This window comes from Flavobacterium suzhouense (assembly GCF_042684765.1).
Classification (GTDB): domain Bacteria; phylum Bacteroidota; class Bacteroidia; order Flavobacteriales; family Flavobacteriaceae; genus Flavobacterium; species Flavobacterium suzhouense.
In genome coordinates, this window is record NZ_JBHUMD010000006.1 from 1 (window position 1) to 14,579 (window position 14,579).

Genomic DNA, 14,579 nt, shown 5'->3' on the forward strand with positions numbered 1-14,579 from the left:
CCAAACTCTGCGGCTGCCTGCGTGCTGTGGTAGGTGATCGTAAGACCGCTCTGGCCGTTTAATATCTCTACTCCTGCCGGGGTAAGATCAAAATAAGCATAACCGTCAAAGTTGTCCGCACACTCCTCTAATGGGGTGGCCGGGGAAACTGTTGGGGCACTGTTTATCGTTACTACAAAGTCTGACTCATCTGAACATACCGTAGTAGCATCTCCAGTTACGGCATAGATGTATATCGTCTGGCTTGTCGTAATAAAATCACCCGCATTTAACTGTGTACCTGTTCCTCCTGCACCAGTGTAGTAGTTACCTGTTGTCAGCGCTGTTAGTTCGTAAGCATCACATGCCTGAAGGTCTGCTCTGTCTTCTACTACCGGAGTAGGGTAAATTGTTACGTAGAAGCTACCCTCTGTAAAACAATTATTCGGAGTAGTTGCAGATTCTGCATATACATAAACGGTTTGTGAATTTGTTAGAATTGATGCTTGCGCTAATTGTGTCCCTAAACCTCCTGATTGAGTATAATAATTCCCTACGGAAAGATTAGGAAGAATATAACCTACATCACTACAAGCAAATCCATCTGCAGGCACAACAACCTGAGGTATAGGAGTTACTATTAAATCAAAAGAAGTCACATTAAAACAATCTGCATTATCTACATTAGTAACGCGGGCATATATGGTTGTATCTCCAGAGCTAAAAGCAGTAGGATCAGCGATTGAACTATCCTCAATATCTGCACCACCTGAAGTAGTATGATAAGTTACATTAAAATCAGCAGGATCCTGCCCGTCTAAAATTTGAGCATCATTACTCGTTAAGTCGAAAATTTCAACACTATCATTCCCTGAATCACACACTTGCATATCAGCAGGCTGAGTAACTTCAGGTTGCGCACCAGCTTTAACAACATATTGAAAAAATGTTAAACAATCTGTATCAAAATTTTGAATCCTACCATAAATAGTTTTTTCTTCACCTGCATTTACTTGAAAATTTTGTAGTTGAGCAGTAGTATATGCTCCATATCCTTCCTCCTGTAAAAACTGGCTTTCAAACACACTTAATTCATACAAATTTGGATCTAAACCATTAAGAACATCATCATTAACATCATTTAAATTTATAGTGAAAGGAGCTTCACCACATAAAGTTATATCTTGAACATTCAAAGGAAGATCTTCACCTATATTAACATCAATTTGATCAGTTACAACAACATTAGTACCATCACACATTAAATAACTTGCTCTTGCGGTATAAGTTGTTAAATTATCAGGACAAACATTAATAGTTGGACCTGTACCTATAGCTGTTCCCGATGCAGTGGGACCTTCAAACCAATCGATTGTTACTACACTTGGTCCACTCGGTTTGAAACGCCAACCTTCATTACTTGCGGACCAAGTACCTACATTTCTGGTAGGAGGGAAATAAGCAACTGTACCTGTACTATTCTGAACACCAACTACACCATACCCTCCATTCCATTGCATACAAGGAGTTCTTTGACCTATATATACCTCTATAACATTTGTAGTTTCATATAAAACCATCTGACTAATTTGAGGAGGAAGGTTATTATTACAACTAAATTGATTCAGATTGTATAAATTTAATATAAACATCCTATTAGGAGCAGTTCCCGAAATTCTATAGTTCATAGCCATATCATTAGGCGTACCAGTAGCAAGAGGATTAGTATCCTGAAAAACACCAAAAATAGAATTTAAAAAAGGAGCATTCTGACCACCAGGGTTTACTGGAATCTGAGTACCATTCATTACCCAAGTACTTGGCGTAGCAGGTGAATATAAACCTCCTGGAGTTACGCCTTGAGCGATACTAAATGTAACGACGCCGTTAGTACTTAAAAGTAAATTCTCATATACATTACCAAAAAAACAGAACTTAAATGTTGGAGTTCCTGGTTGTGTAAGGTTAATAATATTAGACCAATAATCATCTTGATTAGCCTGTAAAGGCACGGAACCAGAAATACTATTCGAAAAACTTGCCGGTGGATTGTAGGGAATTGGTATGACATCATAAGAGGTTGTACCACCTGTATCGAAGTAAAGTGTTGAAAGCTCTGTACATTCTCCCGGATTACAAATAGGAATACCAGAAACAGCCGTTACATAAGGAACCGCAGGCCCCTGTTGAGGAAACATGCTTAACCCCAAAAGGCTAAAGATTAGTAATAATAGGTACTTTTTATTCATTAGGCTAATTTTAGAAACGCGAAAATTACACAAATTTGATTCAAAAAAAACAAAAAAGTTTTATTTTTTTAGTATAACAGCCAAACCGACTCTTACCCTACCTTACTGATAAAAAAAAGTTATATTTTTTTATTTTTTTGGATTTTTAAAAAACCGACTTCAATTAATTCCTACAGTTCTTATTTTTAGTATCTTTTCCTTTATTTATTGAAACAATAGAAATTATCCAAATAATTTAAAATCAACTTTTATAGTTATCTTTGCACACTGAAACTATCATATCCCTATTATAAACATAGAATTAATGACTCACAACGAAGATTTTAAAGACGAAATTGGAGATAACCATATTGCAACAAATGCACAAACCCCTTTAAGAGACAATGCTTTTGAACTTAGTGATGATGAAAAAATCGCATCTATAAAAGCTGATGTTGAAAACATACTTCACACCCTAGGCATGGACCTTACGGATGACAGCATCAAAGGAACACCTAATCGTGTTGCTAAAATGTTTGTAAAAGAAATATTCGGAGGACTGAATCCTGCAAAAAAACCTGGTTCATCAACATTTGAAAATAAATACAAGTATGGAGAAATGCTTGTTGAAAAGAATATTACGGTTTATTCAACCTGCGAGCACCACCTCTTACCCATAGTAGGCCGAGCGCATGTAGCATACATTTCCAACGGGACCGTTGTTGGACTTTCAAAAATGAATAGAATTGTCGATTATTTTGCAAAAAGACCACAAGTTCAGGAAAGGCTAACAATTCAAATTGTACAGGAATTAAAAAGAGTACTTAATACCGAGGATGTTGCTTGTGTAATTGACGCAAAACACCTTTGTGTAAATTCTCGTGGAATAAGAGATATTGAAAGCAGTACGGTAACATCTGAATTTGGCGGTAAGTTCAAAGATGAAAATGTGAGACGAGAATTTTTAGATTACATTAAACTGGACACACAGTTTTAATATCTTTAAAAACAAAACCAATTAGGCAAAACTAAAACTATGCAGTTATATCTAAATCAAAAATTAAAATTATACAATTCACTAAGTGGTGAAAAAGAAACATTTACTCCTCTTCACGAAGGATCAGTAGGGATGTATGTATGTGGCCCCACCGTTTACAGCAATGTTCACTTAGGGAATTGTAGAACCTTTATATCATTTGATTTGGTTTTCAGATATCTAAAACACTTGGGATACAAGGTAAGATACGTCCGAAACATAACTGATGTTGGCCATATTGAAGACGATGCTGATGAAGGAGAGGATAAAATCGCAAAAAAAGCACGCCTTGAAAAGTTAGAACCAATGGAAATTGTACAGCAATACTCTGTTGATTTCCACCAAATATTAGAACTCTTCAACAATCAGCCACCAAGCATTGAGCCTACTGCTACAGGACATATTATAGAGCAAATAGAAACCATTAAACAAATTTTAGCTAATGGCTACGCTTATGTATCCAACGGATCAGTTTATTTCGATGTGGTAAAATTTAATGAAACCCATGATTATGGTAAATTAAGTGGCCGAAATCTTGAAGACATGATTTCCAACACTCGAGATTTGAGTGGCCAAGATGAAAAAAGAAATCCTCAGGACTTTGCTCTTTGGAAAAAAGCCGAACCGCAACATATTATGCGATGGCCTTCTCCTTGGGGAGATGGTTTTCCTGGCTGGCATTTAGAATGTACAGCAATGAGCACTAAGTACCTGGGTAATCATTTTGACATACACGGAGGAGGCATGGATCTTAAATTTCCTCATCACGAATGTGAAATTGCTCAAAATGAAGCTTGCACGGGACAATCGCCTGTAAATTATTGGATGCATGCTAATATGCTTACTCTTAACGGTAAAAAAATGTCAAAATCTACTGGAAATAATATTCTTCCTAGAGAAATATTTTCTGGAAATAATGACAAGCTAAGTAAGCCATTCAGCCCTTCTGTTACAAGATTTTTTATGTTACAGGCACATTACAGAAGTGTACTTGATTTTTCAAACGATGCGATTATTGCTGCCGAAAAAGGTTTTAACCGATTAATGGATGCACTAGATAACCTAAAGCAGATTAAACATTCATCAGCTTCAAGTATCGATATTGTTTCATGGAAACAATCTTGCTATGATGCAATGAATGATGATTTCAACAGCCCAATACTTATAGCCCAGTTATTCGAAGCTGTTAAATACATCAATCTTCTAAAGGAAGAAAAGGAAACCATTAATTCACAAGATATTGAATTATTATCTAAAACTTTGAATGCTTTTGTTTTCGACGTCTTGGGGCTTAAAAATGAAGTTGCTGAAGAAACAGGAAATGATAAGCTTGAAGGTGTCGTAAATATGCTCATTACAATGAGAAATGAAGCCAGAGCAAATAAAGACTTTGCTTTGTCAGATCAAATAAGAAACAGGCTTACCGAATTAGGCATTGAACTTAAAGACACTAAAGAAGGTACAACTTTTTCTGTAAACTAATTGCTTTGAAACTAAAAAGCTTACTCACAGCACCTTTTATAGCGCTGGTACGCTTTTATCAGATCGCTATATCTCCGGTACTCCCTGCGGCATGCAGGTACTCTCCGACTTGCTCACAATACACAATTGAAGCATTGCAATTGCATGGTCTTATTAAAGGGAGCTGGCTAAGCATTAAACGAATTTTAAGTTGTAATCCCTGGGGAGGATCAGGTTATGACCCCGTGCCTGAAAAAAAATGCCGCCACAAACATTAATTAACCTATTTACATTTGTAAGACCTACACATTTGTTTAAATTTACGCCAACTAATACAGACAATACATGATACACAGCTTAAGCATTGTATGGAACCAGCCTGAAGGATTTAGCTTAGGCCCAATAACGCTTCGTTATTACAGCCTTGGTTTCGTAATAGCCTTTGGACTAGGATGGTTCTTAATGAAAAAAATATATGACCGTGAAGGTGAATCTGCAGAAAAACTGGACAAGCTCTTCATATACACCTTAATCGCAACACTTTTAGGAGCAAGACTTGGACATGTCTTTTTTTATGACTGGGATTATTTTAGCCAGCATCCTGCAGAAATACTTTTACCATTCAGATTCAGTCCCGAGTTTGAATTTACCGGATTTGCAGGACTTGCAAGCCACGGAGCTGCCATAGCCATCATCCTTGCCATGTATTGGTACAGCAAAAAAATTATTCACCGTCCTCTGTTATGGATGTTAGACAGAGTTGTAATCCCTGTAACCAGCGGTGGAATTTTCGTTAGACTTGGAAACTTCTTCAACAGCGAAATATTAGGCAAACCAACCTCTGCTGACCTGCCAACAGCCATAAGATTTATCAGAGGAGAAGAAACGCTTGGTAAAAATGAAATTATTGCCAAAACAAAAATGTTGGATTATAACGCCGCATATGATGCAGTCGAACGCAACCCTAAGTTTGCAGACATATTAGCTACGATACCCTACAGACATCCGGCACAACTATATGAAGCATTTGGTTATATTTTTGTGTTTGCTATAGTTTATTTCATGTACTGGAAGACAGACGCACGCAAAAAGCACGGTCTTATCTTTGGAGTTTTCCTTATTTTATTATGGACAGTACGCTTCCTTGTAGAGTATGTAAAAGAAAGCCAGGGAGGTTTTGAAAGCGTTCTTCCCGGAGGTCTTCTAACAGGTCAGTGGTTGAGCATACCTTTCATAATTGCAGGAATCTATCTGGTATTTACTGCAAAAAACAGACAAGAAACTTTATAAATAGATACCGCCTTAGGGCGGTTTTTTTATGCTTTTTCGAAGCCCTTTTCGAACAACAAATATGGATAATCCTTGTATAAGTGTTATCTCAGTAAAACCAACCATTTTAGTCTTAAAACAAATAAGCCACGCAGTGCGTGGCTTATTTGTTTTTCTGAATATATTATAATATTAATCTGTCAGCTTAAAATTATAGACTATAGTTCCAACCTGTGTTTCGGGAGCAGAATCACTACTATCAAACTTAGTATCGAAAGCAGCTGATTTTGCCTGCTCAAAAAGACATTGCGCCGCATTAGTCGTTCCCCTGCCCCTTTCAGCCTTAATAACCTTACCGGCTCTGTTTACAGTAATCTGAACAACCACAGTACCTTCTTCATTACATCTGTATTGTGGCTTTGGAGTATTTAAATTTTTACGTCCTGAAAGTCTGTAGTTCCCCACACCTGTTCCACGACCTGCACCGCTTCCTCCTCCACTTCCGCTTCCTGAGCCCGGTCCGGTTCCTGTTCCGTTACCGGAACCATTTCCACCACCGGTACCTCCTCCGCTACCGCCATCACCGTAGTAACTACCTGAGTTTTTATCTCCTCCGAGCTTACCCTTGTTTCCGGCAACACCATCGTCTCCATCTCCCCCTTTATTGTTACCATTAAGGATGTTCGCAAGTGCATCAGAAGTAGTTTTAGAAGGATGTGGTGGCGCTTTAACCGAAACCGGTTTCGTCTCTACCTTTTTAGGATCCTTTTTCTCCACAGGCTTTGTTTTCACTACCGCCGGAGCATCGTCAAGATCACTGGCTACGACTTCTTCTTCATCAGCCTGAACGGGAGTGGGAGCCTGTTTTACCCTCTCTGTAACTTCAAGGACTTCACTTCTAAAGTCAGCACCTGAACCTACATCACTATCACCAAAGTTAACAGTAACACCTCCTCCTCCACCACCACCTTCAAGCTCGGCGAGGTCGATAAGGTCGTCTTTCTGCGTATATTTAAATAGGAATAAAAAAAGAGCCGCCAGCACAAATATTACCGTAGTAATCGCCAGTGATTTCTTTTCCTCTCCTGTCATTGTAAAAGCCATTATACCTCTTTATTTTGTTGTAGCAATAGAAAATTTCAGTTTGTTCTTCTGCCCAATCTGTAATATATCTACCATATCCTGAACCTGAAGATCCTTAGGAAGTCTCACAATAACAACGTTATCCCCACTTCCCGCTATCCTTGACATTAGCGTAGACTCAAGCTCTTCAAAAGGCACCTGTTGCTTATCTATAAAATACTGCTTGTCAGCATTTACAGAAATAGTAATATGTGCTTTATCTGTTGTTTTGTTAGAATCTGCTTTAGGTAACATTAAATCGATAACATTCGGGTTTGCCAAAGTAGATATAATCAGGAAGAACAACAGTAGAAAGAACATGATATCACTGAGCGCAGAAGCTGCGATCTCAGCATGAAAACGTTTATTTCTCCTTACTCTCATTATTTACCTGTTGTAATTACATTAACAAACTGAATAACCTGTTTTTGAACTTTCAGTGCAAATCCATCGATAAGTATATTAAAAAAGTGGTATCCTGAATAAGCGACAACACCCACAATAAGCCCTAAACCAGAACTGATCATTTTTTCATAAAGACCTCCTGATATACTTCCAATACTAATATTCTCAGTAATAGAAATCGTATAGAAAATTTTGATTACACCGGAAATAGTTCCAATGAAACCCAAAATAGGTGCAATACCGGAAACAAGACCTAACCAGCCTAGTTTCTTTTCCATAAGTCCAATTTCAACATTGGTCGTCTTTTCCATCATACCTTCAATTTCACTCAAAGGCCTTCCCACCAGGGCAATCCCACTTTCAAGGATATTTCCATAAGCAGTACCTGCTTTACTGGCAGTAATTTGTGCCGCTTCAATCTTGCCCGAATTAAGCTGAAAACGAACATCATTTATAAGTCCGGCATCTTCCTTACTATGTTTACTGATATATAATGCTCTTTCAATAATAACGTAAAGTGTAAAGAACAATAAAGCCAGAATTGGCCATACCATCACCCCACCTTTCATTAACATCGAAAAGAAATTGATTGATTGATCCTGAGTAGCTGCAGCAGCCGCATCAACAGGAGCATCTTTTGCCACAGCCAGAGTGTCCTGAAGTAAGAAAATTAGATTTGTCATGTTCTGATAAAGGTTTTCTTTGAAAAGGTAATTTGCCTAAAGGCAATAGTATTTATTTATAAATGATAACGAATATATGCTTTTTTACGTATGCACAAAAGCAAAATAAAAAAAACCTGTCCATTTTCACAGACAGGTTTTAGTATAATTTAACAAAGAATATTAAGCCTCTTCGTTATGTTGTTTCACAATCAGGTCTTTATCTTTCTTCGGCATTGAATCAACAAGTACCGGAGTTGCGATAAATAGTGAAGAATATGTACCTACTACGATACCGATAAGCATCGCGAAGATGAAACCTCTTATAGAATCACCTCCAAAGATGAACATGATACCTAATACAAGAACCATTGTTAATGATGTATTGATCGTTCTTGACATAGTAGTATTAACAGAAGCATTTACGATATCTTTAAAGCTACCTTTTTCTTTACCTGTAAGGTATTCCCTTACCCTGTCAAATACAATTACCGTATCATTCATCGAGTAACCGATAACCGTAAGGATAGCAGCGATAAAGTGCTGATCCATTTCCATATGGAAAGGCATGAATTTGTAGCAAAGCGAGTAGATACCCAATACGAAGATAACGTCGTGAGCAACTGCTGCGATAGCACCAAGTGAATACTGCCATTTTCTGAAACTTACCATTAGGTAAATAAATACGATAGCCATAGCACCAAGAACTGCCCATACAGAGTTAGCCTTGATATCGTCAGCAACTACACCACTTACTTTAGAAGCAGAAAGAATACCAACTTGTTTACCCTCATAAGTATTTACGAATTGCTCGTAAGTAATATTAGAATAGTTTTTCTTAAGAGACTCAAAAAGCATTTTGTTTACTTCTGTATCAGCCTCTACTGTATTTTCTTCAACTTTATATTTAGTTGTAATTCTTAGCTGAGAATTATTACCAAATACCTTAACATCAACTCCTTGGTGGAATACATTATCAAGATCAGCTTTAATATCATCTGCAACTACCGGCTTCTCAAACTTCACCTGGAATGTTCTACCTCCAACGAAGTCGATACCCTGATCAAGTCCATTTACATAGAAAGACACACAGCTTACAATCACAACAATTGAAGAGAAGATATAAGTAAACTTCTTAGCTCCAAGGAAATCAAAATGGAAGTTAGTAAACCAGTTTTTAGAAAGACCGGTTACAAATGTAAGTTCACCACCTTTTCTGATACTCCAGTCAAGGAATAATCTTGTAATGAAAAGCGATGTAAATAGTGAAGTGAATATACCTAAAAGTAGTGTTGTAGCGAAACCTTTAACCGGACCTGTACCAAAAATCAATAGCACAAGACCTGTAAGTACGTGCGTTACGTTCGCATCTGTGATAGATGACATAGCACCTCTCCAGCTATAAGAGATCTTAACTGCCTCATCAAGCGATTTACCGTGACGTAGCTCCTCTTTTGCTCGCTCGTATATAATGATGTTAGCATCCACCGCAGTACCAATTGTTAGTACGATACCAGCGATACCAGGTAATGTAAGTACAGCACCTAAGCTTGCAAGCATACCAAATAAGAACAATACGTTTACAACAAGTGCAGCATTAGCAAACCAACCTGCTTTACCATAATAAACAACCATCCAAAGAGATACAAGTAATAAACCTGCAATAGACGAGATAATACCATTATCAATAGCTTCCTGACCAAGTGACGGACCTACAACTTCAGACTGAACGATATCAGCAGAAGCAGGAAGTTTACCAGCTCTAAGGATATTAGCTAAGTCTTTTGTTTCAGTTACGTCAAATGCACCTGAAATTTGAGAATTACCACCTGCAATTGGACCTGAAGTTACACCTGGAGCAGAATAAACAACATTATCAAGAACGATAGCAATAAAACCTTGTTCTCTGTATGCTTTACCTGTCATTTCTTCCCAAACCTGAGCACCACGGTTGTTCATCTGCATTTCTACAGACGGTTTACCCATTTGGTCAAATGCTGCATTAGCACCTGTAATTACGTTACCTGCAAGATCAGGAATACCTTCTCTGTTTGTTTTAAGACAGTAAAGTTCAAGAACACCTTTTGATTTTCTAACATCTTCTTTACCCCATGCAAAACGTGCATAACGCTGGTCAGCAGAAAGAAGTCCACGGATATCTGCTCTTTTTAACCAAGAGTTGATCTTAGCAGTATCTTTCACAGAAGCGATACCGATTATCGGACCACCCTGACCCGGTGTAAGTTTTTCGAATAGTGGGTTAGCACCTTTAACAGGAGCAGCCGCTGAATCTTTTGCTTTATTTGTAAGAAGTGTATCTGTTGGAGAAGCAGTAGCTGTTTCAGCAACTTTCACATCTTTTTCAGTTTTCTTAAGCACTTCATTAGCACCCATAAGGAAGCCCTGAAGATCGTTTACTTTGTAAGCTTCCCAGAACTCAAGCTGAGCAGTACTCTGTAATAGTTTTTTAACACGGTCAATATCTTTAGCACCCGGTAATTCTACCATGATACGTCCTGATTCACCAAGTTTTTGAATGTTTGGCTGAACAACACCAAATTTGTCGATACGCTCAGTTAATACACCGAAAGCACTGTCAATAGACTCGCTTACTTTTTTTCTGATAACAGCCTTAACCTGATCATCAGTCATTTTTGTATTAACAGCCTCACCCATTATTCTGTTAGTGAATAATTCCGGCGAAGCAAGTTTTACAGTACCATTAGACTCTTTATCAAACGCAACGAAGAAAGCGTCAAGATAGTCCTGGTTACCTTGTCTGTTTTTCTTAGCCTCATCAAGAGCTTTGTTGAAAACAGGGTTTTTAGAATTGTTAGCAAGACCTTTAACGATATCTTTTACTGATATCTCAAGCATTACGTTAATTCCACCTTCAAGGTCAAGACCTTTGTTGATTTGTTTGTTTCTTACTTCATCGTATGTATAACCAAGATACACTACTGAATCTTTCATCGATTCAAGATAAGCAACTTCCTTGTCAGAGTCGCCATTGGCATGAGCCTTAGCATCTTTCTCAATTCCATTTGAAACAAATGTAAAGGAAAGCTGATAAATACATACTAACGCAAATACGATTGCGAAAAACTTAATGAGTCCCTTATTCTGCATTATTTGTTAAAATTAATTATGTCCAATTTTTTTAAAACGAGCAAATATATAATTTCAGATAAGATTAACCAATTTATTTACTAATTATATCGCAAAAAAAAGACTACCAATGGTAGTCTCCTTATTTTATTGACGTTTACATTACACAAGTACCGATTTCAAATCAGCATTCATGCTCCTGACAGCGTCTGCACTCTTCGCAAACAATGCTTTTTCAGTATCATTAAGCTTAATATCAACAATTTTTTCAATACCGTTTTTTCCTATAATACACGGAACACCTATACAAATATCGCTCTGCCCATACTCCCCTTCAAGATATACCGAGCACGCAATAATCTTCTTCTGATCATTAAGAATACTATCCACAAGATAAGCCACCGAAGCACCCGGGGCATACCACGCAGAAGTACCCAAAAGCCCTGTTAAAGTAGCTCCACCAACCATCGTATCTGCTGCAACTTTTTCAAGCTGCTCCTGTGAAAGAAAATCAGATACCGGACTTCCATTATATGAAGCAAGCCTGGTAAGCGGAATCATAGTCGTATCGCCGTGCCCTCCAATAACCATACCCTGAACATCATTAGACGGCCTATCCAGTGCTTTAGACAAATAATACTTAAAGCGTGAGCTATCCAACGCTCCACCCATACCAATAATCCTGTTTTTAGGAATACCCGTAGCCTTAAGCGTAAGATAAGTCATTGTATCCATAGGATTTGAAACCACTACTATAATCGCATTAGGCGAATGCTGTAAAACATTCTCAGCAACAGTTTTAACTATACCGGCATTGATACCGATAAGCTCTTCTCTGGTCATACCCGGTTTTCTGGGTATCCCCGATGTAATTACCACCACATCGCTATTAGCCGTTTTTGAATAATCATTTGTACTTCCGGAAACGCGTGTATTAAATCCTGTAGTTGTGGCACACTGCATTATATCCATAGCCTTACCTTCAGCAAAGCCTTCTTTAATATCAAGCAAAACCACTTCGCTGGCAATACCCCTGTAAGAGATAACATCTGCACAGGTAGCGCCTACATTGCCGGCGCCTACTATTGTAACTTTCATAAATTAATGTTTAATTAGGTTAGTTTGTATTGTTTGTAAATCGGTTAAAGAACTTGTTCAAAACACATATCATCAAAAAATTGACAACATCTGTCTTTGATTTACCAATTTACTAAAATATTCCTCCCAAAGCATGTTATCTTTAATTTATTTTTAAAATAATCCAATTCATAAAAAAAGGACATTCATTCGAATGTCCTTTTTAGCGTGTTTGTTTGTATAGAAAAGCCGTTATGCATCAATTTTAGCATAAGCAGCATTCTTTTCAATAAATTCTCTCCTTGGCGGAACCTCATCCCCCATAAGCATTGAGAAGATCCTATCAGCTTCAGCTAGGCTGTCAATGCTAACCTGACGAAGCGTACGGTGCTCCGGATCCAGCGTAGTTTCCCAAAGCTGCTCAGCATTCATCTCTCCAAGACCTTTGTAACGCTGTACAGAAGACCCACCACCCATTCGTTCCGTTATCTGATCGCGTTGGGTATCATTCCATGCATATTCTTTCTTCGTACCTTTTTTAACCATGTATAGAGGCGGTGTAGCAATATATACGTGACCATTCTCTATAAGCTCTTTCATAAAGCGGAAGAAGAATGTAAGGATAAGCGTAGAAATGTGCGAACCGTCAACATCGGCATCACACATGATAACCACTTTATGATAACGAAGTTTTTCAAGGTTAAGCGCCTTACTGTCTTCAGGTGTACCAATAGTCACACCAAGAGCTGTAAATATATTACGAATCTCTTCGTTTTCGAACACTTTATGATGCATTGCCTTCTCCACATTAAGAATCTTACCCCTTAACGGAAGAATAGCCTGAAAAGCCCTGTCGCGTCCTTGTTTCGCAGTACCACCTGCCGAGTCACCCTCAACAAGGAATACTTCACATTTTGCAGGATCCTGCTCAGAACAGTCAGACAATTTACCCGGAAGTCCGCCACCACCCATTACAGTCTTACGCTGTACCATCTCACGTGCTTTTTTAGCCGCATGACGTGCCTGAGCCGCAAGAATAACTTTTTGTACGATTGTACGGGCATCGTTAGGATTTTCCTCAAGGTAATTCTCAAGCATTTCACTTACCGCCTGGCTTACCGGCGCCACAACCTCACGGTTACCAAGCTTAGTCTTAGTCTGACCTTCAAACTGAGGTTCTGCCACTTTTACCGAGATAATAGCTGTAAGTCCTTCACGGAAGTCATCACCCGATATCTCAAACTTCAATTTTTCAAGAAGTCCTGAGTTATCAGCATATTTTTTAAGAGTATTTGTAAGACCTCTTCGGAAACCCGAAAGGTGCGTACCACCCTCATGTGTATTAATGTTGTTTACATAAGAGAAAATATTCTCAGAGTAGCTTGTATTGTAGATAAGCGCAACCTCAACAGGAATTTCTCCCTTATCGGTCTCCATGCTTATTACATGAGCAATTATCGGCTCACGGTTACCATCAAGGAATTTAACGAACTCCTTAAGACCTTCCTGCGAATGGAATGTCTCACTAAGGAATTCACCTTTATCATCTTTTTCCCTTTTATCAGTAAGCGTAATTGAAATACCCTTATTAAGATACGAAAGCTCACGCATACGTGCTGCAAGCGTATCATAAGAATACTCGGTAGTTTGGGTAAAAATAGTAGAATCCGGCTTAAAAGTTACAGTCGTACCTCTTTTCTCCGTCTCCCCAATTTGTTTTACAGGATAGATTGCTTTTCCTCTTTCATATTCCTGCTCATACACTTTACCTTCCCTGAAAACAGTAGCCCTCAGGTGATCAGAAAGTGCATTCACACACGATACACCCACACCGTGAAGACCTCCGGAAACCTTATAAGAATCCTTATCGAACTTACCACCGGCACCAATTTTGGTCATTACAACCTCAAGTGCAGAAACACCTTCTTTTTTATGTATATCTACAGGAATACCACGACCGTTATCTTCAACGGTTATGGAATTATCTTCATTAATAGCAACAATAATAGTATCACAATGTCCGGCAAGAGCCTCATCAATTGAGTTATCTACAACCTCGTAAACAAGGTGGTGTAAACCTCTGGTACCCACATCACCTATATACATGGAAGGACGCATCCTTACGTGCTCCATCCCCTCAAGGGCCTGAATACTGTCAGCCGAATAATTGTTTTTCTTTATTTCCTCACTCATAAAACTATCTGTTAACGAAATTTTAAGTTTAACGAACAA

General features: G+C 38.2%; 11 protein-coding genes. 4 read left to right on the forward strand and 7 right to left on the reverse strand.

Features of this window, described 5'->3' with window-relative positions; translation table 11 throughout:
* Nucleotides 1-2,228: hypothetical protein (locus ACFSR3_RS04830; RefSeq protein ID WP_379819957.1), on the reverse strand; the 2,228-nt coding region annotated here is incomplete at its 3' end.
* Nucleotides 2,229-2,532: 304 nt separating this feature from the next.
* Here ACFSR3_RS04830 and folE point away from each other — a divergent pair.
* From folE to lgt, 4 genes are all read left to right on the forward strand, one after another.
* Nucleotides 2,533-3,204, forward strand: a complete 672-nt coding sequence (gene folE, locus ACFSR3_RS04835) for a GTP cyclohydrolase I FolE (RefSeq protein WP_114759180.1) — start codon at nucleotides 2,533-2,535, stop codon at nucleotides 3,202-3,204.
* Nucleotides 3,205-3,243: 39 nt separating this feature from the next.
* The gene (gene cysS / locus ACFSR3_RS04840; protein ID WP_379819958.1) at nucleotides 3,244-4,725 is read left to right on the forward strand and encodes a cysteine--tRNA ligase; all 1,482 of its coding nucleotides are present in this window, start codon (nucleotides 3,244-3,246) and stop codon (nucleotides 4,723-4,725) included.
* A gap of 5 nt (nucleotides 4,726-4,730) precedes the next feature.
* Nucleotides 4,731-4,982 carry a membrane protein insertion efficiency factor YidD gene (gene yidD / locus ACFSR3_RS04845; RefSeq protein WP_379819959.1) on the forward strand — a complete coding sequence of 84 codons (252 nt, stop codon included), beginning with the start codon at nucleotides 4,731-4,733 and terminating at the stop codon, nucleotides 4,980-4,982.
* A gap of 67 nt (nucleotides 4,983-5,049) precedes the next feature.
* Nucleotides 5,050-5,994, forward strand: a complete 945-nt coding sequence (gene lgt / locus ACFSR3_RS04850; protein WP_379819960.1) for a prolipoprotein diacylglyceryl transferase — start codon at nucleotides 5,050-5,052, stop codon at nucleotides 5,992-5,994.
* 171 nt (nucleotides 5,995-6,165) lie between these two features.
* Here lgt and ACFSR3_RS04855 read toward each other — a convergent pair whose 3' ends face one another.
* The 6 genes from ACFSR3_RS04855 to gyrB all read right to left on the reverse strand — a co-directional run bounded on the left by ACFSR3_RS04855 (nucleotide 6,166) and on the right by gyrB (nucleotide 14,540).
* Entirely contained in the window at nucleotides 6,166-7,077 is a 912-nt protein-coding gene (locus ACFSR3_RS04855) for an energy transducer TonB (protein ID WP_114759176.1), read from the reverse strand.
* Between the two features lie 9 nt (nucleotides 7,078-7,086).
* Entirely contained in the window at nucleotides 7,087-7,479 is a 393-nt protein-coding gene (locus ACFSR3_RS04860) for an ExbD/TolR family protein (RefSeq protein ID WP_169522137.1), read from the reverse strand.
* Nucleotides 7,479-8,183 (reverse strand): MotA/TolQ/ExbB proton channel family protein, encoded by a 705-nt coding sequence (locus tag ACFSR3_RS04865; RefSeq protein ID WP_379819961.1) that lies wholly within the window; start codon nucleotides 8,181-8,183, stop codon nucleotides 7,479-7,481. The genes ACFSR3_RS04860 and ACFSR3_RS04865 overlap by 1 nt, the downstream gene beginning before the upstream one ends.
* A 162-nt stretch (nucleotides 8,184-8,345) precedes the next feature.
* Nucleotides 8,346-11,291 carry a protein translocase subunit SecDF gene (secDF, locus tag ACFSR3_RS04870; RefSeq protein ID WP_379819962.1) on the reverse strand — a complete coding sequence of 982 codons (2,946 nt, stop codon included), beginning with the start codon at nucleotides 11,289-11,291 and terminating at the stop codon, nucleotides 8,346-8,348.
* Nucleotides 11,292-11,432: 141 nt separating this feature from the next.
* Nucleotides 11,433-12,368, reverse strand: a complete 936-nt coding sequence (gene mdh, locus ACFSR3_RS04875) for a malate dehydrogenase (protein ID WP_379819963.1) — start codon at nucleotides 12,366-12,368, stop codon at nucleotides 11,433-11,435.
* A gap of 231 nt (nucleotides 12,369-12,599) precedes the next feature.
* Nucleotides 12,600-14,540 (reverse strand): DNA topoisomerase (ATP-hydrolyzing) subunit B, encoded by a 1,941-nt coding sequence (gyrB, locus tag ACFSR3_RS04880; RefSeq protein ID WP_379819964.1) that lies wholly within the window; start codon nucleotides 14,538-14,540, stop codon nucleotides 12,600-12,602.
* Between the last annotated feature and the right edge of the window lie 39 nt (nucleotides 14,541-14,579).

What these genes read in the sequence shown, in the direction of transcription:
- folE (WP_114759180.1), top strand. Translation starts at nt 2,533, where the DNA reads ATGACTCACAACGAAGATTTTAAAGACGAAATTGGAGATAACCATATT.
- cysS (WP_379819958.1), top strand. Translation starts at nt 3,244, where the DNA reads ATGCAGTTATATCTAAATCAAAAATTAAAATTATACAATTCACTAAGT.
- lgt (WP_379819960.1), top strand. Translation starts at nt 5,050, where the DNA reads ATGATACACAGCTTAAGCATTGTATGGAACCAGCCTGAAGGATTTAGC.
- ACFSR3_RS04855 (WP_114759176.1), bottom strand. Translation starts at nt 7,077, where the DNA reads ATGGCTTTTACAATGACAGGAGAGGAAAAGAAATCACTGGCGATTACT.
- ACFSR3_RS04860 (WP_169522137.1), bottom strand. Translation starts at nt 7,479, where the DNA reads ATGAGAGTAAGGAGAAATAAACGTTTTCATGCTGAGATCGCAGCTTCT.
- ACFSR3_RS04865 (WP_379819961.1), bottom strand. Translation starts at nt 8,183, where the DNA reads ATGACAAATCTAATTTTCTTACTTCAGGACACTCTGGCTGTGGCAAAA.
- secDF (WP_379819962.1), bottom strand. Translation starts at nt 11,291, where the DNA reads ATGCAGAATAAGGGACTCATTAAGTTTTTCGCAATCGTATTTGCGTTA.
- mdh (WP_379819963.1), bottom strand. Translation starts at nt 12,368, where the DNA reads ATGAAAGTTACAATAGTAGGCGCCGGCAATGTAGGCGCTACCTGTGCA.
- gyrB (WP_379819964.1), bottom strand. Translation starts at nt 14,540, where the DNA reads ATGAGTGAGGAAATAAAGAAAAACAATTATTCGGCTGACAGTATTCAG.